Source organism: Mucilaginibacter litoreus (assembly GCF_042676805.1).
Lineage (GTDB): Bacteria > Bacteroidota > Bacteroidia > Sphingobacteriales > Sphingobacteriaceae > Mucilaginibacter > Mucilaginibacter litoreus.
Genome location: NZ_JBHTHZ010000014.1, coordinates 309,803 through 335,011 on the forward strand (window position 1 = coordinate 309,803; position 25,209 = coordinate 335,011).

25 protein-coding genes are annotated in these 25,209 nt (G+C 41.1%); 11 read left to right on the plus strand and 14 right to left on the minus strand.

All coding sequences use genetic code 11. The annotated features are described in order from the left end of the window. Positions 1 to 93: 93 nt before the first annotated feature. Positions 94 to 1,350, minus strand: coding sequence for a peptidase T (pepT, locus tag ACFQZX_RS17080; RefSeq protein WP_377117649.1), 1,257 nt, complete (start codon positions 1,348 to 1,350; stop codon positions 94 to 96). A 76-nt stretch (positions 1,351 to 1,426) separates the two neighbouring features. Here pepT and ACFQZX_RS17085 point away from each other — a divergent pair, with 76 nt between their 5' ends. Genes ACFQZX_RS17085 through ACFQZX_RS17100 form a run of 4 tightly spaced genes read left to right on the plus strand, consistent with a single transcriptional unit; the run spans position 1,427 to position 4,854 of the window. Continuing rightward, positions 1,427 to 2,143 (plus strand): outer membrane beta-barrel protein, encoded by a 717-nt coding sequence (locus ACFQZX_RS17085; protein WP_377117651.1) that lies wholly within the window; start codon positions 1,427 to 1,429, stop codon positions 2,141 to 2,143. Between the two features lie 3 nt (positions 2,144 to 2,146). Continuing rightward, positions 2,147 to 2,500 (plus strand): MmcQ/YjbR family DNA-binding protein, encoded by a 354-nt coding sequence (locus tag ACFQZX_RS17090; protein WP_377117653.1) that lies wholly within the window; start codon positions 2,147 to 2,149, stop codon positions 2,498 to 2,500. A 6-nt stretch (positions 2,501 to 2,506) separates the two neighbouring features. Further along, positions 2,507 to 4,249 (plus strand): M14 family zinc carboxypeptidase, encoded by a 1,743-nt coding sequence (locus ACFQZX_RS17095; RefSeq protein WP_377117655.1) that lies wholly within the window; start codon positions 2,507 to 2,509, stop codon positions 4,247 to 4,249. After that, a complete protein-coding gene (locus tag ACFQZX_RS17100) occupies positions 4,246 to 4,854 on the plus strand; it encodes a rhomboid family intramembrane serine protease (RefSeq protein ID WP_377117657.1) in 609 nt (202 codons plus the stop codon). Before ACFQZX_RS17095 ends, ACFQZX_RS17100 begins: the two co-directional genes overlap by 4 nt. Here the strand turns inward: ACFQZX_RS17100 and ACFQZX_RS17105 are convergent. Continuing rightward, complete coding sequence (locus ACFQZX_RS17105) at positions 4,847 to 5,836, minus strand: hypothetical protein (protein WP_377117659.1); 990 nt, start codon at positions 5,834 to 5,836, stop codon at positions 4,847 to 4,849. The two genes, ACFQZX_RS17100 and ACFQZX_RS17105, sit on opposite strands and share 8 nt — an antisense overlap. 41 nt (positions 5,837 to 5,877) lie before the next feature. On the opposite strand from ACFQZX_RS17105, the gene ACFQZX_RS17110 reads away from it, so the two are divergent. Beyond that, the gene (locus tag ACFQZX_RS17110) at positions 5,878 to 6,903 is read left to right on the plus strand and encodes a dipeptide epimerase (protein ID WP_377117661.1); all 1,026 of its coding nucleotides are present in this window, start codon (positions 5,878 to 5,880) and stop codon (positions 6,901 to 6,903) included. Between the two features lie 24 nt (positions 6,904 to 6,927). Here ACFQZX_RS17110 and ACFQZX_RS17115 read toward each other — a convergent pair whose 3' ends face one another. Genes ACFQZX_RS17115 through ACFQZX_RS17130 form a run of 4 tightly spaced genes read right to left on the minus strand, consistent with a single transcriptional unit; the run spans position 6,928 to position 11,652 of the window. Then, positions 6,928 to 7,443 carry a glutathione peroxidase gene (locus tag ACFQZX_RS17115; RefSeq protein ID WP_377117663.1) on the minus strand — a complete coding sequence of 172 codons (516 nt, stop codon included), beginning with the start codon at positions 7,441 to 7,443 and terminating at the stop codon, positions 6,928 to 6,930. A 44-nt stretch (positions 7,444 to 7,487) separates the two neighbouring features. Continuing rightward, positions 7,488 to 7,913 (minus strand): rRNA maturation RNase YbeY, encoded by a 426-nt coding sequence (gene ybeY / locus ACFQZX_RS17120; RefSeq protein ID WP_377117665.1) that lies wholly within the window; start codon positions 7,911 to 7,913, stop codon positions 7,488 to 7,490. Further along, positions 7,914 to 8,351 (minus strand): ATP-binding protein, encoded by a 438-nt coding sequence (locus tag ACFQZX_RS17125; protein ID WP_377117667.1) that lies wholly within the window; start codon positions 8,349 to 8,351, stop codon positions 7,914 to 7,916. Then, on the minus strand, positions 8,341 to 11,652 hold the full coding sequence (locus ACFQZX_RS17130; protein WP_377117669.1) for a DUF4175 family protein: 3,312 nt from the start codon (positions 11,650 to 11,652) through the stop codon (positions 8,341 to 8,343). The genes ACFQZX_RS17125 and ACFQZX_RS17130 overlap by 11 nt, the downstream gene beginning before the upstream one ends. Positions 11,653 to 11,810: 158 nt before the next feature. On the opposite strand from ACFQZX_RS17130, the gene ACFQZX_RS17135 reads away from it, so the two are divergent. Together ACFQZX_RS17135 and ACFQZX_RS17140 are read left to right on the plus strand one after the other, a co-directional pair. Next, a complete protein-coding gene (locus ACFQZX_RS17135; protein WP_377117671.1) occupies positions 11,811 to 13,070 on the plus strand; it encodes an MFS transporter in 1,260 nt (419 codons plus the stop codon). Between the two features lie 56 nt (positions 13,071 to 13,126). After that, positions 13,127 to 13,804 carry a response regulator transcription factor gene (locus tag ACFQZX_RS17140; protein ID WP_377117673.1) on the plus strand — a complete coding sequence of 226 codons (678 nt, stop codon included), beginning with the start codon at positions 13,127 to 13,129 and terminating at the stop codon, positions 13,802 to 13,804. 135 nt (positions 13,805 to 13,939) lie between these two features. Here the strand turns inward: ACFQZX_RS17140 and ACFQZX_RS17145 are convergent, their stop codons facing one another. The 5 genes from ACFQZX_RS17145 to ACFQZX_RS17165 form a co-directional block, all read right to left on the minus strand. Next, entirely contained in the window at positions 13,940 to 14,788 is an 849-nt protein-coding gene (locus tag ACFQZX_RS17145; RefSeq protein WP_377117675.1) for a transglutaminase-like domain-containing protein, read from the minus strand. Beyond that, positions 14,778 to 15,518: a peptidase gene (locus ACFQZX_RS17150; RefSeq protein ID WP_377117677.1), complete on the minus strand. Its 741-nt coding sequence runs from the start codon at positions 15,516 to 15,518 to the stop codon at positions 14,778 to 14,780. Before ACFQZX_RS17150 ends, ACFQZX_RS17145 begins: the two co-directional genes overlap by 11 nt. A 13-nt stretch (positions 15,519 to 15,531) precedes the next feature. After that, entirely contained in the window at positions 15,532 to 16,506 is a 975-nt protein-coding gene (locus ACFQZX_RS17155) for a transglutaminase family protein (protein WP_377117679.1), read from the minus strand. Positions 16,507 to 16,520: 14 nt separating this feature from the next. Continuing rightward, a complete protein-coding gene (locus tag ACFQZX_RS17160) occupies positions 16,521 to 17,456 on the minus strand; it encodes an alpha-E domain-containing protein (protein ID WP_377117681.1) in 936 nt (311 codons plus the stop codon). A 105-nt stretch (positions 17,457 to 17,561) separates the two neighbouring features. Continuing rightward, a complete protein-coding gene (locus ACFQZX_RS17165; protein ID WP_377117683.1) occupies positions 17,562 to 19,010 on the minus strand; it encodes a circularly permuted type 2 ATP-grasp protein in 1,449 nt (482 codons plus the stop codon). Between the two features lie 284 nt (positions 19,011 to 19,294). Between ACFQZX_RS17165 and ACFQZX_RS17170 the strand changes: the two genes are divergently transcribed. Next, positions 19,295 to 19,993: an SGNH/GDSL hydrolase family protein gene (locus ACFQZX_RS17170; RefSeq protein ID WP_377117685.1), complete on the plus strand. Its 699-nt coding sequence runs from the start codon at positions 19,295 to 19,297 to the stop codon at positions 19,991 to 19,993. A gap of 3 nt (positions 19,994 to 19,996) precedes the next feature. Then, positions 19,997 to 20,374 carry a nuclear transport factor 2 family protein gene (locus ACFQZX_RS17175; protein WP_377117687.1) on the plus strand — a complete coding sequence of 126 codons (378 nt, stop codon included), beginning with the start codon at positions 19,997 to 19,999 and terminating at the stop codon, positions 20,372 to 20,374. A gap of 18 nt (positions 20,375 to 20,392) precedes the next feature. Here ACFQZX_RS17175 and xth read toward each other — a convergent pair whose 3' ends face one another. Further along, positions 20,393 to 21,169, minus strand: coding sequence for an exodeoxyribonuclease III (gene xth / locus ACFQZX_RS17180; protein ID WP_377117689.1), 777 nt, complete (start codon positions 21,167 to 21,169; stop codon positions 20,393 to 20,395). 139 nt (positions 21,170 to 21,308) lie between these two features. Here xth and ACFQZX_RS17185 point away from each other — a divergent pair, with 139 nt between their 5' ends. Both ACFQZX_RS17185 and ACFQZX_RS17190 read left to right on the plus strand, forming a co-directional pair. After that, entirely contained in the window at positions 21,309 to 21,890 is a 582-nt protein-coding gene (locus tag ACFQZX_RS17185; RefSeq protein WP_377117690.1) for a Crp/Fnr family transcriptional regulator, read from the plus strand. A 132-nt stretch (positions 21,891 to 22,022) separates the two neighbouring features. After that, positions 22,023 to 22,913, plus strand: a complete 891-nt coding sequence (locus ACFQZX_RS17190) for an SDR family oxidoreductase (protein WP_377117691.1) — start codon at positions 22,023 to 22,025, stop codon at positions 22,911 to 22,913. Positions 22,914 to 23,857: 944 nt separating this feature from the next. Here the strand turns inward: ACFQZX_RS17190 and ACFQZX_RS17195 are convergent. Together ACFQZX_RS17195 and ACFQZX_RS17200 are read right to left on the minus strand one after the other, a co-directional pair. Beyond that, positions 23,858 to 24,169 carry a hypothetical protein gene (locus tag ACFQZX_RS17195; protein WP_377117692.1) on the minus strand — a complete coding sequence of 104 codons (312 nt, stop codon included), beginning with the start codon at positions 24,167 to 24,169 and terminating at the stop codon, positions 23,858 to 23,860. A 318-nt stretch (positions 24,170 to 24,487) separates the two neighbouring features. Continuing rightward, positions 24,488 to 24,910 (minus strand): hypothetical protein, encoded by a 423-nt coding sequence (locus tag ACFQZX_RS17200; RefSeq protein WP_377117694.1) that lies wholly within the window; start codon positions 24,908 to 24,910, stop codon positions 24,488 to 24,490. Between the last annotated feature and the right edge of the window lie 299 nt (positions 24,911 to 25,209).

Here is a 25,209-nt window from a genome sequence, read left to right on the forward strand (position 1 = left end):
TATTTTAATGTTGAACACCGAATGCTGAACCGATTAAAATAAATCATTATTTGAAATTCAGCATTTGGTGTTTTATGTTATGTCATTGAGCATTCACAGGCTTTTTTCCTCCCAGATCATACACAAATGCAAAATAGTTTCCACAGCTTTTTGCATGTCCTGCACCGATACCCACTCCTGTTTACTGTGAAAAGCATGTTCGCCTGCGAATATATTTGGGGAGGGTAAACCCATAAATGATAAACGTGAACCATCCGTTCCACCGCGGATACTGCAAAGTCTGGCTTCAAGGCCTGCACGCCTTATGGCTTCCATACCGTACTCAACAATCTGCGGGTGCTGTGCAAGTACATTTTTCATGTTACGGTATTGTTCGTAAGTTTCAAGACTATAATGAGCGTTTGGAAAACGTTTTATTACGTTATCTGCTACCCCCCTAATGACATTGGCATGTAGGGGAAGCTTTTCGTCTGCAAAGTCGCGAATGATAAAGTCGATTGTAGCGGTTTCAACATGCCCTTCTATGTTTACGGGATGTACAAATCCCTGCATGCCTTCGGTAAATTCAGGCGAAAGATCATCAGGCAGTGCAGCAACTATTTGTCCGGCAATTTTTATGGCGCTTTCCATTTTGCCTTTGGCAAACCCCGGATGGCTGCTCACGCCGTATATAGTAAGTTTGGCACCATCCGCGCTGAAGGTTTCGTTCTCCATATTGCCGGCGCTTTCACCGTCCATGGTATAACAGGCAAAGGCACCGATTTTGGCAATATCGGCCTTATCTACTCCCCTGCCAATTTCCTCGTCGGGAGTAAACAGAATTTTTATGGTTCCATGCTTAATTTCCGGGTGCGACACCAGTTGATAACAGGCATCCATGATTTCAGCTACACCGGCCTTATTATCGGCTCCAAGCAAAGTATTGCCTGATGCTGTAATGATATCATTACCAATCTGATTTTTAAGGTCAATGTGTTCGGCCATTTTTATAACCTGGCTGGGGTCATCGGGCAAAACAATATCAGCTCCGTTATATTTTTTATGAACAATGGGTCTAACCCCTGTTCCGCTGCAGTCGGGCGCTGTATCCATATGCGAGCAAAAACAAATAACCGGTACATTGGCTTTGTTTGTGTTTGCTGCAATAGTGGCATATACATAACCATACTCATCTAAATGGGCGTTGGTGATACCCATTTCCAATAGTTCCTGAACGAGTAAGCGGCCAAGGTCCTTTTGTTTTTCGGTCGACGGAATTGTAGGTGAAGATGGGTCAGACTGCGTATCTATCTGCACATATCTTAAAAACCGGTCTGTTACACTAAAATTTATTGGTGTGTTAAAATCCATATATTAGTAAAATATTTACAGGAGCTGATTGTTTAGCCCTGCCCTTTAATTTAAAAAGATCAAACTTAACGATCCGTTGAAAAAGTACTTATTAGTTATTTTATTAGCTATTGTATGCTGCAAAGTTAAGGCACAATACAGTTTAAATTACGCTTCATTTGGAATAGGGATAAGTGCAAGTTTAAACCATCCTTACGCCGACCTTGCTAAGGAGTATAATAATAAATCTTTTAGCGCAACAGCTAATTATTTTTTTACACCTTTTGTACCTATAGGACTGGAGTTTCAATTAGGAAAACTATCCGGGGGAGGCGATGATATTGACAAAGATACACGTAAGTACGAAAACAATTATAAGGCCCTGCTTTTACACATGGATGTACAGTTAGGCGAGGTTATAGATTACCGGGGAAGCGAGTTACTTAATTTTGCAAAAAACTTTTATGCAGGAGCTGGTTTCGGCGCTATACTGAATAATGTAAAAACCAATAGAGAGAGCCTGACGAATTTAGGCTATGTATTCCCTGGTAAAGATAAAAGCACCAACCTGATAGTGCCTTTGCGATTTGGTTATGAATTTAAATTTTACAATCAATACAATGAGCCTAATATACGGCTGGATATAGGTTACCAGCATAACATTACCTTTGGCGAAGGAATAGATGGGTATGACGATCCACCAAGTAAATTTAAAAATAACGCGCTTGACCAATATCGCCAGATAACTATCGGGCTTAAATTTAACTTTGGAGGCGAAACTTCTTACGATAAAGACATCAGGGGAGGTTATTGAACCATGAATATAGAAGACCTGCGCGACTACTGCCTGGAAAAACCCGGCGCAACTGAAAGCTTTCCTTTTGGAGAAGACACACTTGTTTTTAAGGTAGGTGAAAAAATTTTTCTGCTCACAGGCTTAAACGAACAAAGTTTCAATGTTAAATGCGATCCTGAAAAAGCTATTGAATTACGGGAGAAATACACTGAAATAACGCCCGGTTACCACATGAACAAAAAGCATTGGAATACGGTACGCACAGATGGCTTTTTGACTGATAAGCAAATCAAGGAAATGATTGATCACTCTTATGAGATAGTTTTAAACAGTTTACCGAAACAGGTGAGGACAGCCATATTCGGCGCTAAATAATTAATAATGAAGAAATATTTTACGCTCTTATTTTGTCTTTCGTCCTTTTTTGCGGCTAAAGCACAGCTTACCCCGTTTGAACAAAGTAAGGATAAAAATTACACGGCAACGTATGCCGAAGTTGTAAGCTATTATAACAAACTTGCAGTTAACCAGCCGCAGATGCGGATCATTAATTACGGTTCTACTGACATTGGCAAACCATTGACTCTTGTAGTACTATCCAAGGATAAAGTATTTGACCCTGTTGCGATCAAAAAACAAAATAAAAGGGTTTTATTAATCAATAATGGCATTCATCCGGGCGAGCCTGAAGGCATTGATGCCAGTATGATGCTGGTGCGGGATCTGCTCAAGAAAAACCAGTTACCAAAAGACGTAGTGCTATGCTTCATCGCACTTTACAATATTGATGGTAGCCTGAATCGTGGTTTGTCGCGGGCCAACCAGAATGGCCCGCGGGCATACGGCTTTAGGGGAAATTACCGTAACCTTGATCTTAACCGGGATTTTATAAAGAGCGACAGCCGCAATGCCTTAGCTTTCGCACAGATATTAAACACCTGGCAGCCTGAAGTTTTTCTGGATAACCACACCAGTGATGGCGCGGATTATCAATATGTAATGACCCTTATTGAAACCCAAAAGGACAAGCAAAACCCTACCCTTGCAGCATACACCGATAAAACCCTTACGCCTGACTTATACAAAGGCATGAAGCAAAGTGGGTTTGAAATGATTCCCTACGGTGCTGGCGAACATGGCCTGCCGGATAGTGGTATTGTAAGCTTTATGGAGACGCCGCGGTTTTCTACCGGATATGCCGCACAGCATAATATTATCAGTTACATGACGGAGACACACATGCTGAAACCCTTTGATAAACGTGTTTGGGCAACGTATGCTTTTATGCAGCATCTGATTAATATTTGCCAAAGGGATGCGAAGCTGCTGGGCGATATGAAAAGGAAAGTTGATGCTGAGGTTGCTCAACAAAAAACCTTTGCCCTTAACTGGGACGTTGACAATACAAAGGTAGATACCATTACCTTTAAAGGTTACGCTGCAGAACACAAGCCCAGTGATGTAAGTGGTTTAACCAGGCTATATTATGACAGGAATAAGCCTTATACCAAAACGGTTAAGTTTTTTAATACTTATAAAGCTACTGCTACAGCTGATAAACCCGTTGCTTATATCATACCACAGGCATGGGGTAAAGCGATAGCTTTGTTTAAGCTGAATAAAGTTGCAATGAGCCGCCTGGCACATGATACTACCTTGAACTTGCAGATGTACTACATTGCTGATTACAAAACCGGTCAGCGCCCCTATGAAGGACACTATGTACATACGGGTGTTAAGTTAAACCCGGTTGATGCAAAAGTGAAGTTTTATGAGGGCGATTATGTAGTGTATGTAAATCAGCCGATTAACCGTTATATTGTTGAAACACTTGAACCACAGGGCGTCGACTCATTTTTTGCATGGAACTTTTTTGACAGTGTACTTGGACAAAAAGAGTATTTTTCCGACTATGTGTTTGAAGATGTTGCTGCCGGTTTACTTCAGAAAGACCCTGATTTAAAAAAGAGACTTGATGAGGCTAAAGCAGCCGACCCAAAACTGGAAGCAAGTGCCGGCGCACAAATTAATTGGGTTTACCGCAACTCGCCTTATTTTGAGAAAACGGTTTTACGCTACCCAATAGGCAGATTGTTGAGCAATATAAAACTTGATCTTAAATGATAGAATACCTGCAGTATGCTCCGGTAGCATCCATTATATTCGCTATAACATTAGCAACGTCGTTATGGGCTTTTTCAAACCATAACCTTTATGGCAATTTAATACTTAATCCGTATAATGTATCGCGCGGGCAAAGATTGTACACAGTTATCACAAGCGGCCTGATCCATAAGGATTGGAACCACTTGTTTTTTAACATGTTGTCATATTATTTTTTCGCCTTTCAGCTTGAGGTTTTGTTAGGGCACTGGCAGTTTGCGGTGCTATACATTGTAAGCCTGGTATTGAGCGACCTGCCTACCATCCAGAAACATAAAAACGACTTATGGTATAACAGCCTTGGTGCATCAGGCGCCATAAGCGCGGTTATATTCAGTTATATATTGTTTGATCCTACCGCGCGTATGGGTATCCTGTTTATCCCTATCCCTATCCCTGCCTGGATATTTGGCGGGCTTTACCTTGTTTACTGCCACTTTGCATCAAAACACGCACGGGATAACATTAACCATGACGCGCACTTTTTTGGCGCTATAAGCGGTATCATTATTACTATAGCGCTGCATCACAATGTGCTGAATGAATTTATCGAAAAATTCAGATAGGCAGGCGTATTTGATCTGCAGGTATTTTGTTCCCGGCTTCATCCAACAAAAAGCTCATCGGTTTTTCAGGGTTTTTTATAATTTCTAAAAGTAAAAAGCCCCAGTTTTTCCAAAAGTTTTCCAGTACCTGGCCATAGGTCTTGTTCTGCCATTCGTCAAATAAAGGCTTGCTGCTTAATCCGCGCAAAGGCATTTCTTCTATGTAGATATCGTCGCCTACAGGTAATATGTTATACTCTGGTAACCGGTTAAAAAGATAATTGGAATAAAAAACCTTACCGCTGAATTCCTCAAATTGTATGGGATGAAGGGTATCGTTCCTGATCTGGTCGTACAACTGCTTATGATAATAATAATTTGAGGCGTTGTCTTGCAGGCAGATTACAAGTCCAAAATCATTGATGCGCAGCGCGAATGTTTGCGTATTGATCTCATCGCGATAGCCAAATTCTTCTTCCTTATTGTTTACCTTGAACAGAAATAAACTAAACGGCTTAAAATCCTCGAATATGATAGGCAAGTTGATGCTTTGCAACATCAGGTGAAGCTGACTAAATTTAAGCAGTATGGATTGCGACATGCTGAATTCTTCTCCCTGTGCATGCATCAACTTAATGCCGGCTTGTATCTCGTTAAAAACAATACCGTACAAAAGCTTACCGGCCCATTGAAAAAGCTTAAGCTCATCAAGCGCCTTTACAGCCCCGTACCCGGAAGCAAATGCCTTGGCAATGTCTTGCTCCAGCGGTTCTATAAAAGTATCGTTTATGTTAGCGGAGCAGGGCAGCTTAAGATCTTTATAGGTGGCTATGCTTTCGTCAAGCAATTTGAATGGGCTTTCTTCCAGATTATAACGGCTCATCAACCATTGCGGAAAAACCTGTATCTTTTCTTCTTCGCTTTGCAGTGGCTCACCTGTTAAAAAGCAAAATTTATTACTAAAGTTAAAGCGCTCGAACGGGGCGTAAATTTGTGCCGGCATAGGGCAAAGATAAGCAGTATCTTAAAAATTAAATTTTAGCTTTGATATTTGACATGCAGCTTACTTATCAGCCATATAACCTCCTGTTAAAACATCCTTTTACCATTGCTAAATTTTCGCGCACATCAACACCGCTGATGCTGGTACAAATTGAACATGAAGGGCAAATTGGTTATGGTGAAGCATCAATGGTGCCTTATATGGGCGAAAGCCATGAAAGTGCCGCGGCCTATTTAAATAAAGTGGATGTAAAGCGCATTACTTATCCTTTTGATTATGCGGAGATAAGCAACTATCTGGATAGCATTGAAACAGGAAACCCGGCTATAAAGGCAGCTATTGATATTGCCTTGCATGACCTTGAAGGAAAGTTAAGAGGAATGCCCTGCTGGCAACTTTTAGGCACCAACCCGGTAGTGATGCCGGTTACAAGTTATACCATTGGAATTGATACAAAGGATATTGTTATTCAAAAACTGCATGAGGTGCCTGATGTAAAAGTGATAAAAGTGAAGCTTGGCCGAGATACAGATAGGGAACTGATACAAACAATCCGGGCTATAACGGATAAACCTTTATATGCAGATGCCAACCAGGGTTGGACGGACCTCCGAAAAACCCTCGATCATATACATTGGCTGCATGAACAGGGTGTTCAATTAATAGAGCAACCTATGATAAAAGCAGATATCGATGGCAATGCCTGGCTAACTGAGCGAAGCCCTATACCTATTATTGCTGATGAAGCCGTACAGCGCCTGCCGGATGTAGAAAAAGCCAAAGGCGTGTATCATGGCATAAATATTAAATTGATGAAGTCTGCAGGAATGCACGAAGCCAAGCAGATGATAGACAGAGCCCGTTCGCTTGGCTTAAAAGTATTGATTGGCTGTATGAGCGAAACCAGCTGTGCTACATTAGCAGCCGCCGCCTTAGCACCACAATGCGATTGGGCCGACCTGGATGGACCATTATTGACCAGCAATAACCCTTATAGCATGCCGGATTTTGCAGATGGAAAATGGCAGTTAAGCAACAAGCCGGGATTTGGTTTGGAACTAAAATAAAAAAGGGCCTCGAGGCCCTTTATATTATAATGCTGAAGTTATTTCTTCGGACAACGGTTTAACAGCCGAACGGTAACGGTGTATCAGTTTACCATTTTCATCTATCAGAAATTTTTCGAAATTCCATTTTATCTCACCGGTAAAATCAGGGTTAGGCTCTGCAGTAAGGTATTTAAATATCGGTGCGATATCATCGCCTTTAACGCTCACTTTTTCACTTAGCGGAAAGGTTACACCGAAGTTTTTCTGGCAAAACTCCTTAACCTCGGTATTGGTGCCGGGCTCCTGCCCGCCAAAGTTGTTTGCCGGGAAGCCAACCACCACCACTTTGTCGGCGTATTGGTCGGCCAGTTTTTGTAATTCGGCATACTGAGGGGTAAAGCCGCATTTTGATGCTGTATTAACAATCAGCAGCTTTTTGCCTTTGTATTTGGCCAGGGAAAAATTTTTACCGTCAATGGTTTTCAGCTTAAAGGTATAAACCGACGTAGGCGCCGATGAAACAAACATCATAGCCAGTATCAAAGCGAACGTTTTCATGTATTAGCAATTGAAGATGAATAATTTGAAAGTAAATGTAGGTATTAAAAACCTCTTTTATCCAAATAGAAATCTTCTTTGGATGTCATTTTTTTCTTGTCGGTGTCAGACTTATCCTTGTAACCTAAAAGATGCAGCGCGCCATGGATAATCACACGGTGTAATTCTTGTGTTTCGGTCACTTTAAAATTGGCAGCATTCTCCTGTACGCGTTCAACAGATATGAATATATCAGCAACGATAATTCCTTCTTCTTCCGAATTGTCAAAGGTAATGATATCGGTATAGGTATCATGATCCAGGTATTGCTGATTGATTTGAAGCAGGTAGTCGTCTGAGCAAAAAATATAGTTTAGCTCACGCAACTTATATCCTTCTGCTTCAATGGTGTTATTTATCCACTTTCGTACGGCTGTTTTATTTTTTAGCTTGTAGGAAATGTCTTCTTCAAAGAAGGTTATTGCGGCCATTTATATTTTAAAATGAAGTTCAACCTCGTTGCCGCTTGTGTTAAAAACGCATTGATCTGCAAGGTGTTTTAAAATAAACACTCCGCGGCCAGTGAGCTCTTCTAACCTCTCGGGTGCGGTTGGATCTGCTAAGTTGTTGTAATCAAAGCCTTCTCCTTCATCGGTGATAGTCCAAACAATTCGTTTACCATCAATCTCGACATTTATAAAAACAGTTTTATCAGGGTCAAGCTTATTTCCATGCATAATAGCATTCATAACCGCCTCATTAAGGCAAGTCATCATATTGGCAAAGGTATCTTCGCTAACCTGGTATTTATCTGCCACTTCCTCAATTAAAGCCTCAAGCTGTGTTATGCTTTCAACTTTTGATGGAAGTTGTAAGGTATAAAGCTCCCCTGCTGCCTGAACATTTGCCCGTTCCATATCATTTTGCATTAAGTTGATCAAAGTAGTGTTTAATTTTTTGCCTGTAATACAAATTAAGCGATGGGGGTACAGTCCTTATCTGCTCCGTTTGCTTTGACTTTATCTGCTCATAATCCTGCAAAGCTTTTATATATCCCGGCGGCATATCTTTTGCCGCCTTACTCTCTCTATTCTTATCCTGTTCCCGTTCTTGTTCGGCTTTTTCTGCCTCAAGTAATCTGGTTTGTATTTGTTGCTGGCGTTTTATAGCCTCATCTGTTATTTTCCTGTTTACGAGATCGTTCTCGGTTTGTTCCATTTCTTTTACAATTTTATCTAAATTTCCCAGTCCGTTCGTCCCGTCCTTGTTATTTTCTCTGTTTAATTGTTGTAAGGTTTGCCTTATCATTTGCTGCTGGCGGGCCATTTTGGCAAATTGCTCGCTCGTACCGCTTGGTCCTGCTTTCCCATCAGGTTTGTTTCCATTTTTTTGCATTTGCTCACGGGCTTGTTGCATATTTTTATTTAGCTGCTGTTGCATTTTCCTTAATTGCGACAACGATTGCTGATTGCCTTTACCCTTTCCGCTTTTATTTTTTTGTTTTTGCAATTGTTCCAGCGCTTCACTCAACATCAGTGCCAAATTATTCATAGCCGTCATGGCAAGCTGCTGATTTCTTAGAGCTTCTGGCGTTTTTCGTTCACCTAACTGCTCTAAAGATTTGTCTATATTATCATTTATTCCGGTAATTTCCTTATTTACTGCTGATTGTATTTGCGGAACCCTGCGGCTTAATGCATATAAGCTGTCTTCCGCAGTTTTAAGGTTATCTTTAATGTCTTTTTGTTTTTGAGCCAAGGGTGTATAATTCGGGTCGGATGAATTGATGCCGTTTAATGATTGCATAAGCTTTTCCTGCGCGAAAGAGCTGTTTACTAAGGATTTTAACAGCTCCCTTAACTGGCGTGCATCTATGGCGTTCTGGCTCTCCTGTCCTTCCGAATCTTCATCCTGGAGTTGCTTTGCTAACTGCTCCATTTTTTTTACCGCTTGCTGTTGTGCATCTGAAGCGTGTTGGCGGTTATTGTCTTTCAGTGCCTTTGTTCCCTCCTGCATACTGCGGCTGATATCCTGCTGCTCGGGCTGAGGGTTTTTAAATTGGGTGTTTCCATTTTGCTCTGCTGTTTTTTGCAGATCGCTTAACGATTGCCTGACAGCTTCAAACGCCTGGTTCAGCTTTTGTTGCTGCAGCAGGTCGTTGGCATTATCGCCCGCTTTCTTTGTCTGATCGGCAAGCTTTTGCTGCTCATTGGCAAGGCTGTTAAGCTGATTAATATTTTGATTAAGCTTCTGTTCAATATCCAGCTGTTTATAAAGGTCTAAAATCCGGTCCAGCTCTTTTTTTAGCGACTTGTTATCCATCTGCATTTTAGATAACTCATCACGGGTATTGTCTTTTTGATTTTGTTGTAATAACTGCTGAAGCTTTTCCAGCATTTCCCTCGTTTTGGGGTCCAAAACGTTATTAAACAGGTTTTCAATCTGTTTTTGCATCTCTACCAGCTCCTGTGTTTGCTGCATGTTTTCCTGCCGGTTGTAAAGGTTCTTCTTGTTTTCGGCTTGTATGTCTTTTACCAGTTCATCAAGATCTTTCCGCTTTTGTAGTAAATCTTCAACCTGTTTTTTCTCATCAAATGACAGGTTATTCTTATCCAGCAATGATTCATTTAGTTTTTGTGCACTTTTTTCAATCTGCCCTGCCAGTTTTACTGCCGATTGCATTTTTTGTTTGACAGATTGAGTGCCCGCATTTAACTGACGTGCAAGTGCTGCTGCATCCGGAACGTTCAGTTTGCGCTCTGGTGTTCTGGCTGTTTTAGGCCCGGCTACACCGTCATTATCTGCTACCTCAAAATAATAACTTATTTCATCTCCTGGGTTTATACCCAGCTTCTTTAAGTCCCAGAAATAAAAGAAACCGCTTTGCGTGGCATTAAGGTTAGTATTAACCGGTTTTGCTATTAAACGGGTACTACCCTTACCCAAAATGCGGTACATGAATTTCAAAGACGAAAACCCGTGATCATCCTGTATTTTGCCGGTGAAATAAAATGCATTCATGCTGACCGAGTCAGGTTTTTCCTGTACCTCAATGTAAGGGGCTTCATCTGCAATAATATTTATGCGGTAACTTGCAGAGTCGGGCGTAGTAACATTTTCATTTAGCGGGCTAACAGCGTATGCAGAAGGTTGGGTTATTAGTTCCTGGTGTTCAAATTTGTCGTTGCCAGATGTGGTTAAAATCTGTCGGTGCCCGTCTAAGTAAAAAGCAATGTTCTTGGTATGCTGCGTATGGAAGGTCCATTTAACCATGGTTCCGGCCGGGATGCTCATATCTCCGGCGTTATTAACAATCTCTGTTTTTTTGTGCAGGTAGGCCGGATATACCAGTTGCGCATCAAAACGTAACAGGACTGGTTTTAAATTTACCTTTAAGTCATAGTATTCGGATTGAAAGCCATTGGCCAAAAACCTGAAAGTGACGCTTTTTTGTACGTTTGAAAAATTATAATAAAACCGGCTTATATTTTCTTTGTCAAGTTTAAAAACAGTGTTACCGGTTTCTATGTAAACATCATTTGGTAACTTATCACCAGAAAGCTTTAAATTCAACTTAAAATCCTGGCCTTGCGTGGCCGATAAATTTTGATTTTGCACTATAAATTTAAAAGGTGCAACCGGCGCAAAATAGCGGTTATGTTGTATAAGGCGTTTAGTGCTTTCTGTTAAAACCGTAGGTGCTGCAAGAGCTATAATGCAGATAACGGCAACCGGAGGTATTACCCATTTTAAGTATCTGTTGTTTTCCCGCAGGTTAATTGCGGATGGAAAACTAACCGGCTTTAGAGTTTCAATCCGCTGGTTGATACTTGCTTCCAGCAGTTCACGATGTGCCGGGTTTTCTGTTATCTGCCGTTTAAGTTGTAACGTATTTAAAAGCTTGTCATTTACATCCGCAAAATGTTTACCGATGATCTCTGCAGCCTCATCGTAACTAATTCCCTTTCTAAGCTTAAGGTGTGCGGAAAGAGGGGGAATAACGAGCCACACCATCAGCCCAAGGTTAAATAGAATAAAAAAGTAAAAGAGTATGGTTCGTAAAACGATGTTAAAATTACCGAAATACTCCCCGATTATTATTGCAAGATAAGCCGAAAATAAGCCAGCACATAAAAATATCAGCCCGCGCAGCAGGTTATTAAAGTGATATTTTTTAATAAAGATATTGATCTTCTCGATGAGTTGATCGTAGTTGTCTGCGGGCCTCATTCAGGTTAACGATGTAGTACAAAAGCTAACGAAAAATAGGGATTAATTTATATAAAATAAAGGTATTACTGCCGAATATTATTTACAGGGTTACGTAAATTAATTATTACAACATCCGCAAAAAACAATTGTGCATTCACCTTTGTCGTTCAGGTATAATGAACATCAGCACTTTTAAAGCGTTCCGTAGCCGTAATTATCGCTTATACTTCGCAGGGCAATCGGTTTCGCTTATAGGTACCTGGATGCAAAAAACAGCAGTAAGCTGGGTGATATATACGCTTACGCACTCCACCTTCATGCTGGGGCTAACCATGTTTGCCAGTCAGTTTCCGTCGTTTTTATTATCCTTATACGGCGGAGTAATCTCAGATAGATATAACCGTTTCAGGGTGTTGCTGGCCACACAGGCGGCATCAATGATACAGGCAACCCTGCTGGCCATGTTGATTCTGTTTAACCATTACAAAGTGTGGGAAATACTTGCGTTAAGTGTGGTGCTGGGTGTTATCAACGCCTTTGATGTGCCGGCAAGGCAATCGTTAGTTTACGAAATGATAGAAGACAAGCAATCATTGCCTAACGCGCTGGCCTTAAACTCATCCATGGTTAATTTATCACGGCTTATCGGGCCGGCTATTGCCGGTTTTATATTGGAAACATGGGGCGATGCCTTTTGCTTTGTGTTAAACGCGGTAAGTTTTATTGCGGTACTCGGGTCATTGTTAATGATGCGCCTGCCAAAGTATGAAGCAAAACAACACACCAAAAATGCGTTTACCGAATTTAAGGAAGGCTTTTCTTACCTTAAAGCAACACCATCAATTTTATTTGTTATAGTGATGCTCTCATTAATTAGCTTGCTGGTGCTGCCATTTAGCACACTTATACCTTATTATGCCAGGGAAGTATTTAAAGGCAATGCCACAACCTTTGGTGTGATAGATAGCGTAATTGGACTGGGGGCTTTCAGCGGGGCGATTTTCTTAGCATCATTAAACTCCGGCAGTAATCTGAAAAAAATCCTCGGTATAAATACATTGATTTTTGGCGTTGGTTTGGTGTTATTCTCCCATGAAAATACATATTGGCTTGCTTTAATATTTGCCACCATTGCTGGCTTTGGCATGATGTCGCAGATTACGATAAGTAATACCTTGATACAAACAACTGTTGAACCTGCAATGCGCGGCAGGGTAATCAGCTTTTATGCTATGGCTTTTTTTGGCCTGCAGCCAATTGGCGGGTTGCTGGTTGGGTCTGTATCAAAATGGATTGGAGCGCCCGATACCATCTTATTTGAAGGGATTGCAGCTTTAATAATTGGAATAATGCACCTGCGGTATTTGCGCAAAGCGAAGCTGAAACAGCAGGAAAATGTTATGGCGGTTAGTGAACAACACATGCAAACAACGTAGTAATTAACCGTTAAAACACGGTTTTAGCAAGCTTTTAAACTTGTACTTTAGATGTAATGCTACATACAGTAAAGCTTTCAGAAGAGTTAAAAATAAAGATTGAAGAGCATGAAGCCACTTTTAGCCTTATGCCCGGAGCCGTAATTATACATGATGTTCGCGATTGGTCGGTTGTTTACATGTCTGAATGGGGTTTAAAACAGCTGGGTATAACCATAGAAGAGGTAACATCCATATCATCCGATGAATATCACCGTCGTTATTTTAACCACGAGGATGCGAGGGATTATGCGCCCAAGGTTTTTGATTTTTTGCAAAAGAACAATGATGACATCATTACCTATTTTCAGCAGGTAAAACTCCCTGGTAAAAAGGATTGGACATGGCATTTATCCAGTTCGCGTATATTTGCACGGGACGATAAAGGTAAGCCGACATATACTATAACACTGGCTGTACCTATTGATGCTATGCACCACATGGCAGCCAAAGCAACCCGCCTGCTGGCAGAAAACACATTTTTACGGGATAATTACAGGATATTTTCTAAACTAACCAAGCGCGAAAAAGAAGTGCTTAAGCTTATTGCTCTTGGAAAAAGCGCAGCAGAAATAGCACAAGCGCTTTTTATATCTGTAACCACAGCCGAAACGCACCGTAAAAACATAAAAAGTAAGTTAAACGCTAACACCTACGAACTGATGCAATACGCAAGGGCATTTGATTTGATATAAAGCCGCCGGTATACTACCGGCGGCTTAAATAAGTTGAATTGCAGTAAGGTTTAGGTATTATTCAACCCTCAAATCTATCCTGAGGGGCACACCATCACAATACCCATTAGTAGGTATTTTAAACTAAGTAAGCATTTAAGAATAAGTATAGGCATCATATACCGATGGTGGATAGTATACCGGTACGAAAGGTTCGTTCTCAAACATCTCACAGGAGGCTTTAGTGTTAATACTAAATACATTGCCAAAAATGCTGGCTATTGCGGCATCGGCGGCATCCCTGCCGGTGGCAATTTTAACCAACCCGTTTAATGGGGCAAGCCTGGTTGCATCAAAAAGCAACCATTGGTTGCCAATATAAGCCTCAAAGCATGCATGGAAATCCTGAGGAATAAGCATATAAGAATACCCTGTAAAATAACGTGCCGGGATGGTTAGCGCCCGGCAGAGCGCTATACCTAAATGTGCAAAATCCCTGCAAACGCCGGCTTGTTGTGTAACCGTGTCATATGCAGATGTTTCGGAATTACTGAATCCACTTAAATACTCCACATTCTGATGGATCCACCTGGTAATGGCTACTACTTTGTTATAGTTACCTTTAATTTTACCAAAAGTGTTTTCTGCAAGACGATAAAGCTTATCTGACTGGCAATAGCGGCTAGGATTTAGGTAAACAAATACCCCCGCATCTATACTGCCTAACGGGGTTTCCGAGTACTCGGCATAACTACGCACTTCAAAACAGTTATCAACTACCGCCTCATACCGTATGTTATAGTTGCCGGGCTCAGGTATATCTAACCTTACAAAGCGGTTTTCTGTTGTAATGTTCGTAAGTTCTTCTGCATCAATGGCCGGGCTTATTGTTAAACTTTCGCTTAGAATGGTTTGATGGGCTGTACGCAGGGCATGTATATTCAGCACAATGGTACTGGACGATCTTACATCATAACCCAACTCGGCAGAAACTTTAAACTTCATTGTTCTTTACCTCCGGCATTTTTGAAAATGCCTTTTCCATCCAATCTTCAGAAATATTTTCAAGCGCGCTTTTTAATTCATCGGCCCATTGTGTCGATATTTCGGCCATATCTCTTTGTGTATACCGTTGCTCAATGAACATAAAGGAGTCTTTCTTATATAATACAATATCAATCGGGAAATCAACATTGTTACTGCTTACCCTTGTAGAGTCAAACGACAGAAACCCCGCCTTTAAGGCAATGCGCATGTCGGAGTTTTCGTCCAGCGTACGGTTAAGTATAGCTTTTCCGTGCCCGGCATTGCCAATAATGGTAAATGGCGCACCCAGCCCCAGCTCCACCCAATTCCCTTCCGGGTACAGCAAAAATAACTTATGTTCCTCGTCATCTTTAAGCTGACCGCCTATTATGGTATTCAGGTCAAATTTAAAACCGGCATTTTCCAGGTAATTCCTATCCTCTTCTGCCACCCGCCTCACTTGCTGGCCAAACGCGTTAACCGCTTCAAAAAGCTTGGTGTGACTTTCCGTCTTTATCAGTTCATTAAAGTAAACCACGGCCTTGTCTCTTACCGAGCGTAATCCACTCGTCATGATAAACATGCAACCGTTGTCGTTTTGTACCGTGGTTACCTTTTTTTTAACAGTAACATCTGTTCCTGATGTTATACGTGTATCGGCAATGGCAATTAAGCCCTCTTTAACTTTTATTCCTAAACAATATGTCATTATATCAAAATCCTTATTGCTGCTGCTGCTGTTGCTGCTGCATCATTTCTACATACCGGGCATAGCTGTTCCTGGGGACGCTTGTTGCGGGTTTCGAAGCACTTGAAATGGTAAAGATATCTTTTTCTTCCTGAATAGGGCTGTCATCATAACCAACAGAAACGGATACCTCAAGCGTATGGCCGGCTGTTCCTTTATAAACCCCTTTAACAGGAGAACAATCACTAAAGTTGCGGCCTACAGCCAGCCGCACATGGTTTTCGTTAGCTATACAATTATTCGTCGGGTCGATGCCAAGCCAGCCATAACCTGGCAGGTAGGCTTCGGCCCAGGCATGTGTTGCCCCTTCGCCCCGCATGCCATTTTTATTAGGGCAAATGTAACCGCTTACATACCGGGCTGGTATACCTACATAACGCAGCATTACCATTAAAACATGGGCAAAATCCTGGCAAACCCCGGCGCGCAGCTTCCACACATCATCCAGCGTGCTTTCTACGGTAGTTACACCTTTTATATACTCAAAGTTTCTGTATACATATTTAGTAAAATGTAAGGCTACGTGGTAAGGTGTATCATCTGTTTTTCTTTCTTGTTCAACTATCGGCCGCAACTCGCTCAGCCCTTCAAAATATTCCTGTTTTAAAAAATCAATGTATGGAACCGTGTGCCTGAGATTAAAAAGATCAGTCCACTGATCATATGAAAAAATATTATCCAGCGGTAAGGGCTTAGGATGGGTGATAACAGATACCTGCGAGTTAATAATTAATGAATTGTGCCGCTCTGTATAAGTAAAACTCCCAACCTGGTTGCCATAATAATCTATATAAGTATCTACCTGCGGGTGCCCGGTTATTATAAGGTCATGTTTTAACACTTCCTGGTAAACATCAGTTATTGGGTATAAGATTATTTTGTTCGCGCTGTCGCGCACAAAACCGTCATAACTGTATTTCGTGATATGCTGTATTTTAAACTCTGGCATAATTGTAATATTTATCAGGAATTTGCAAAATAGTATTCGTTAAGGGAATTACCTGTTTTGTATAGATCGTCCCGAACGCTGGTTAAAAATTGGTGCAAACCTATCTGTCGGATGCTGTTTACCGAACTGTATTTGATATTACTCTGCAGCTTGCCTATGTGGAACGATATTTCTCTATAGTCGTTAACATTGCTGTTGTTTTTAAGCCTGTCGAAATAGCGCTGTATATTATTGACCGAATAAATTACAGATCGCGGGAAATCGTTATTTAAAATCACCTGTTCAATTACATTTTGCGCCTGCAGCCCGTAGCGGTAGGTTTTTTGATAAAGCTCATACCCGCCAATAGAAAGCAAAAGGTGTTTCCAGTAAGTAATATCCAGCAGTAAATCCGGATTGGCATTTATAGGGCCAAATTTTACATCCAATATATCGATAGATTGTATAGCACGCTCAAGATACTTGCCAATGTTCATGAAGCTTCGCGCCTGCCCTCGTTCCATGGTTATTTCAGCGGTTCCATAATACAGCATAACTTCTTTTATCAGTACATCCAAAACCCCTATGGGGTCATCTTTTCGTAACCCTGCTGTTATTTTAGGTTCTTTTACGGTATGATAATATTCGTTTAAACACTGCCAAAGGTCTTTGGGGATATGCTCCTGTACGCTTCGGGCGTTTTCGCGCGCCAGGGTTATCAGGTTGATGATGGAGTTAGGGTTTTCCCGGTCGGTCACCATGTATTTTAAAACGGCACGGCTATCGTTGCCCAGGGATTTGATCAACGCTTCATCTGCACCAGAAAAAATGCGGATCACCGGCTCCCATGAAAACCCTTGTACCGAATCCTGCGATGAGGCATAGTTTGTTTTAAGCATCCTTAAAATGCCATCACTCCGCTCAATATACCGGCTTAACCAATAAAAACTTGCTGCTACTCTACTTAACATTCATTGTTATAATTATGAACATCGGATATGGAATATAAAATGATGAAGTAAATATGTATTTCATCATTTTACATGTTCGAAATTCAATGTTCGATATTTCTGAACTCAGGCCAGCACCCATGTATCCTTACTGCCACCGCCTTGCGAACTGTTCACTACCAACGATCCCTCTGTCAGCGCTACGCGGGTTAAGCCACCCGGGACAATTTCGATGCCATCGGGCCCGCAAAGAGCGTAAGGCCTCAAATCTATCCGGCGTGGCTGCAAAGCGCCGTTAATATAGCATGGCGCTGCAGATAAGCTAATTGTTGGCTGTGCAATAAAGTTTCGGGGATCCTTTAGTATCTCTATTTTATACTTTGCTATCTCTTCCTGGCTTGCCGAGTGCCCCATCAGCATGCCGTAACCACCACTTTCATTTGTTTTTTTGATAACCATTTTATTGATGTTTTCAAAAACATGTTCACGCTCATCGGTATTTGACAGCCGGTGTGTAGGCACATTTTTTAATAACGGCTCCTCGTTTAAATAATAACGTATCATATCTGGCACGTATATGTAAGTTGCTTTATCATCAGCAACGCCGTTACCTATAGCGTTTACAATAGCTACATTGCCTTTACGATATGCTCCCATTAAGCCCGCAACGCCCAAAACGCTTTGAGGGTTAAATACCAACGGATCCAAAAAATCATCATCTACCCTTCGGTATATCACATCAACCTGCTGCAGGCCGGTAGTGGTTTTCATGTAAACTTTGTGGTTGTTTACTACCAGGTCCCGCCCCTCTACCAACTCTACACCCATTAAACGGGCAAGTGTGGTATGCTCAAAATAGGCCGAATTATATATACCCGGACTAAGCAGCACTATAGTTGGATTACTGTTTTGCCTTGGCGACAATGCCTGCAGATTTTTATACAAAATGGATGGGTACTCGGTAACGCTGCGTACCCCGCAATGCGGTAAAAGATCCGGGAACAAGCGCTTGGTTATCTCGCGGTTTTCAAGCATATAGCTTACGCCCGATGGTGTACGCAGGTTATCTTCAAGCACATAAAAGGTTCCGTCATAATCGCGTATCAAATCTATCCCGGCAATATGTACGTAAACATCATAAGGAACATTTAACTGATACATTTCGCGCAGGAAATGCGGGCATGAGTAAACAATGTCAATAGGCACCACCCCATCTTTTATGATAAACTGGTTGTGATAAATATCTTTCAGAAAAAGGTTTAAAGCATTTAAACGCTGTTTAATGCCTTTTTCAACAAAAGCCCATTCTGCAGCTGTAATAACGCGCGGAATAATATCAAACGGGAATATTTTTTCGATGCCTTCGCCGCTGTTATAAACAGTAAATGTTATTCCCTGTGTCATGAATAACCTTTTGGCTAATTCTTCTTTTTTATTAAGGTCTTCAGCCGATTCCTGGCCTAAATATTCAATTACCTTTTTATAATGATCGCGAACGACGTGATTTTCGTTATACATTTCGTCCCATACGCCATTTATAAGATTGTATTTTTCAAAATGTTGCGATGTGTACATAAATAAGTTGCTGTTTGTTATTTTTTTATAAAAAAACTTAAAAAACTAAAAAATTAAATTATTCAAACTGGTATTTAGTCTGAATTTTTGCTGTAAAATACTAAGTTTTTATCTGATTAATGTTAGCCTTAAAAAGAAAGAATGTTAAAACGCTCAAATTGTTCTTTAAAAGCATAATTCAACACAATCAAAGTATAAGGTGGAATGGTGGTATAAGGCATATATAAATTTCAATTTACAGCGAAGTAATGTACATTTGAAAGCATTGGCTTAATACTGTAATTATGAGATACGCTTTATTTATTGCTGCTTTGTTATTATCAGGACATTTGTTTGCCCAGGAATCTAAAGAAGATTTTAAGGATGATTGGGCTGATCTGCGCCATTATGAAACCGAAAACAAGGCGTTGCCTCCTGCTGCAGCGCGAGAAAACCGTGTGGTATTTTTAGGTAGTTCCATTTTTGAGTTCTGGAAACAACGCATGCCTCAATATTTTGCAGAGCATAAAAACTATATAGATCGCGGTATAAGCGGACAGCTCTCACCTCAGTTGCTTATTCGTTTTCAGCAGGATGTAATTGCGCTTAAGCCTAAAGCTGTAATTATCTTGGCAGGCAGCAATGATCTTGCCGGGACTACAGGGCATGTAACAATTGCCCGTATCATGGACAATATTTACTCTATGACTGAATTAGCTAAAGCGCATAGCATTAAAGTTATTTTATGCGAGTATCTGCCAATTTATGAATATCCATGGCGAAAGGGCCTTCCGGCGGCAGAAAAAATAATCGAACTAAACAAAGCTATCAAAGCGTATGCTGCTAAAGAAAAGCTTGTTTTGCTCGACTATTTTACGCCTCTGGTTGATGAGCGGAACGGGCAAAAAGCCGAGCTAACAATTGATGGGGTTCATCCTAATGAGGCCGGATATAAAATAATGGCCAAAGTAACAGATGATGCAATTAAAAAAGCATTGAAGTAAGCGATGGAGAACAAAGAGGAGATAATCAAAAACTATATAGCCGCTTACAACAGGTTTGATGTTAATGCTATGGTTGCTGATATGTCGTCAAACATCCGTTTTGAAAATATATCCGGAGGCGTTGTAAACCTGGCTGTGGAGGGCATTGAGGCGTTTAAAGAGCAGGCTGAAAGTGCAAAGTCTTATTTTAGCAGCCGGCATCAGGCTATCCAGAATATACAACATAATGGCGATGAAACTGTGGTTGATATAAGTTATCAGGCTGTTTTAGCTATTGATTTGCCCAATGGGTTAACAAAGGGCCGGGAGTTAAACCTTACAGGCAAGTCGGTCTTTAAATTTCGACATAACAAAATTGTTGCGCTAACAGATATAAGCTAACGCAACAAGTGTACGTTTTTAAGCCTGATCCAGTTCAATCCACACAGGGGCATGGTCGCTGGTTTTTTCCCAGCCGCGCACCTGTTTATCTACACCAGCCGCAACCAGGCGCTTATTTAAGGCGGGGCTCAGCAAAAAGTGATCGATACGCAAACCCGCGTTGCGGCCATAAGCATTCCTGAAATAATCCCAAAAGGTATAAATAGTATCGTCTGGGTATAATTTGCGCAAGGCATCCGTCCACCCCTGGTCTACCAGGTTTTTAAAAGCCGCACGTGTTTCCGGGCGAAAAAGGGCATCTTCTGTCCAGCGCTCGGGTTTGTAAACATCTTTTTCTGTTGGCATTACATTGTAGTCGCCTGTAAGCACAACCGGTTTGCCGCTTTCAAGCAGGCCGGCAGCGTGGAGTGTAAGCCGTTCAAACCAGGCAAGCTTGTAGTCGAACTTTGGCCCGGGCGCGGGGTTGCCGTTTGGCAGATAAAGGCCACCTACAATTATGCCTTCAATTTCAGCCTCAATATAACGGCTATGCGAATCTTCGGGGTCACCGGGCAATACCCGCCGTATTTCATTTATCTGTAATCCCTTAGTTAATATAGCTACGCCATTCCAGCTTTTTTGCCCATGCCATATTGCATTGTACCCGGCATCAACAATGGCCTGTTCAGGAAATTTTTCCTGCGGCGCTTTCAATTCCTGGAGGCAAACTATATCCGGAGATGTTTCAGAGAGCCATCTTAACAATACCGGCAAACGGCCGTTCACCCCATTTACATTGTACGTTGCAATTTTCATATGGCATATTTATGTTAAAGGTAATCTTTTATTTATGATTGAAAACAAGTGGCTGTTTAACAAAACATAGCAGCTCCAGTTTGAATTAAACGGCATTGAATGCTTTTATCCGGAAGCCTCATTAGTTATATTTGGAAAAATGATTACCGTTTTCGAAAAACACATGCAAGCCCAGGCATCCATATTGTCTGGCCCGCAAATCAAACAGATTGGTGCTGCCGCTACTGAAATAACCATACCTAAAAAACACGTTTTATTACAGGCCGGAGAAGTATGCAGAGTTAAAATATTTGTTATTGAAGGTTTTTTGCGGACTTACCGTATTGGCGATGACGGTACAGAACATATCATGCAATTTTCGCCTGCCCCAACATGGACAACCGAAGGGGAAAGTTATACTAACGCAACACCGTCTGGTTACTACATCGATGCGCTGGAAGATAGCAAGATCATGATGTGGAGGAAGAGTGATTTTGATGTGCTGCTTTCTGAAATACCCGCCCTTAAAACCTTTTCTGAACAGCTTATCTCCACCAACCTTCATCAAAGCCGAAATCGCTTATATAAAGCCATAAGTGCCACGGCAGAGGAAAAGTATGAAGATTTTGTTAAAACCTACCCGGGTATTTTGCAACGGGTACCGTTACGCATGATAGCTTCATATCTCGGTATTTCTCTTAAAACCCTTGGCCGCATCAGGCAAGCGCAGTTGCAGCGCTAATGAAAACAGGGTCAAATGTCCTCTTTTTGCAAGTGGGTATTTATCAACTTTGCTTTATAAAATAATGATAGATAGCTGTTGTTTTTAAAGTAATGGCTGCATATCTGATTGCTAACTTAATTGATAAATAACATGCATGTATTTGTAACAGGGGCCAGTGGTTTTGTAGGCTCTGCCGTTGTACAGGAACTTATTAACGCGGGCCATAGTGTGCTTGGTTTGGCCCGCTCTGATGCCTCTGCCGATCGGTTGATCGCAGCAGGCGCCGGGGTGCACCGCGGATCGCTCGACGACCTGGAAAGCCTTAAGGCCGGTGCTGCCGCGGCAGATGGTGTTATCCACACCGGGTTTATTCATGACTTTTCAAAATTTCAGGAAAACTGCGAAACGGACCGCCGTGCGATTGAGGCGATGGGCTCTGTCCTGATTGGTACGACAAAGCCATTGGTTATCACATCTGCCACAGGCCTCTTCAATCTTGGTCGTATAGTAACAGAAAGCGATAAGGCTACACCCGAAACCTCATTTAACCCACGAAGGGCATCAGAAGAAGCGGCTGATGCGGTTGCTGGGCAAGATGTTAATGTGTCTGTTGTACGCTTGCCACCATCGGTGCATGATGCAGGCGACCATGGCTTTGTACCTATGCTGATCAATTTGGCACGCGAAAAAGGTGCAGCCGCGTATATTGGAGAAGGGCTTAACCGCTGGCCTGCCGTACATCGCCTGGATGCGGCCAATTTATACAGATTGGCATTAGATAAAAATGAAAAGAAAGCCGTGTATCATGCCATAGGCGACCCAGGGATACCTTTCCGTGAAATTACTGATTTGATAGGAAAAAATTTAAACCTGCCGGTAGTAAGTAAAGCCGGCGAAGATGCGGCGCAGCATTTTGGTTGGTTTTTGCATTTCGCGTCTATGGACAGCCCGGCATCAAGCGAGCAAACGCGTAATGTGCTGAACTGGGCGCCAACCCATAAAGGCCTGATAGCGGACCTGGACTCGGAAGCTTATTTTTGATTATATTAAGCACATGGTCTAAACCAAAAAGCCTCAAATCTTTCGACTTGAGGCTTTTTATTTTCGGTAGAAGGAAGCGGACAGAAGTCGAACTTTTTAATTGACTTTCAGGAAGTTGAGCATAATATAGCAAAGATTGAAAACACCTTCTGAAAAATATAATTCCTAGTAAATCATACTGATATACAACAAGTAAGATCGGCCAGTTAAGATCGTGATTGCTTGCTTCTCTTGGAACGACTACGATATTGAATTTGGTCAGATTTGGAATCTAAAACTTAAAATCTCGCTAGCTTCACGGTATCCAATGCAGCGCCGATAGGAAAGTAAGTCATTCATGATGTTTACTTGTTCACCATTAAGGTATGTTGAACGCGCACTATTAAATTACGTCTCTAAAGTTATCATACTGTGTACCATAGTGATCCACCAAAGCCGGAGGAAATTTACTTTCATGAAAAAACGGGTTTTATTAAGTAGTCAGCGGCTTCTAACGGCCAATTGTGTTGCAAGGTTTAATTTAGGCAAACCGATTACTGAGCCATTATTTTTAATAACTCATTTAAAAATGTTTACAAACAGGCTTTGTGGAGAGTAAGCACTTCGCCTTTCCGGAAGTATGGTAACAAAATAAAGAGAAGTTTTTGTATATATGAAAGCGACACCTAAAGACTCATTTGTTTTGGCCCATTCCGACTAAGTCCGCCCCAGATATGGGTTTCGGCCCCACTATTGAAGTTTAACGAAAAGCTGTTAAGCTTAAGGCTATAAGCTAAACTCTATTGTCATTTTTAAACCGTGTTATCGAATCTCCACTAAGATGGAGTGTCAAATTTATAGTTTTAACTGTATCAGTCTGATAATTGATGTAGAGGCCTGGCTTAAACATATCTCCATACATTTCTGAATATTTACCTGTGGATTGTTGAACCTTTGATACAGTATCATTTTTTATTATTTGACTGAATGTTGTTTTTGTTAAATCGTCCAACTTTGAAAAGCTGAATTGTATAAAGGCCTTTATAGGAAAATTCAGCTACTGGCGATTTGAAACGACTTATACTTGACTTGATAAATTTAACCTCCCGTCGAGCGGAATCTTTAATTAAATTCAGGTAATCGTTAGCTACACTTCGCTTATACTCTACATTTTCACGGTCACCTCTCGAATTGTAAAAGGCCAAAAATGCTATTAAAACAAGCAAGCCTATCAAGCCAATTTTCTGCCCTGTACTAATTTCTAATTTAAATTTCATTTTATTATGCTAAAACTACATACTGGTACACTTGGCGGTCCAATTAAGGGCTTGGTACTTGTTCCAGATCCGTATGTCTGGTGTAAGCGATTTGTGTAATTTCGCATAAATCACCTGAAGCGTCTGGCAGGCTTACTATCCAATCATCACGAATTACATTCCATTTTTCGGGAATAGCGTACTGCAACCAAAAACCATTGATCTACGCTCAATTTAAGACCCCATATAGATATTGATTCCTGACATTGCAACTCTTATTCTCTCTCTCTTTACTTAATTCAACTTTTGCAGCCAAATTATCATTACCAACATTTTTTATTAACGTTGATTCCCGTTAAGCGAAAAACTATCTTTCTTAAATTTATAACGCTCTCCTCCCTCTTCCTCTTTCCAGACAAACAGGTAAAATTTCCGCTTACTTACTTCAGCCACATTTACAGTCGCCTCATAAGCAACATTGGCATTATCTTCGATTTGGTTGAAGTGGAGCTGGACCTCCCAACTTCCCGAATCTTCCTTAAGCTCCCAGATACCTTTTCCCTTAAAAGTAGGGACGGAAAGATTAAAGAATAAAGTTGAGGGAATTGATTGAACCTGAAAAGTACCATTAGAATGCAAAATTAAACTACCACCTCTGTCATCTATCCACCTACCGCTCATGCTGCTGAGCTCAGCTCTATTTCCTGTACATGCGGTTAAACATAAAAAAGACAATGCGATTAAAACATTCTTTATTTCCATGACAAATGTTCTTTCCAGTTAAATGTTTGTGTCATGGCTTGTGATGATTGTTAAGGTTTTTTGCACAAGCAATTTGACTAATATTTTAATTGAAAACAAATTTTAGAATAAGGTAATCCCTACTAAATTATTCAGCAATCTACTGCTGATAGTTGACCGATTAAATTGCAAATTATTGAATGAAGATATTGCAAAGAGCAGGTGTGTGAGAATTATTCATTCACCGCTGTGGTTCTTCCTTTTTTAGGCCAAGTAGAACTAAGCGGTTTTTTGCTCTTCGTTTTTTTGTTATGGGTCTT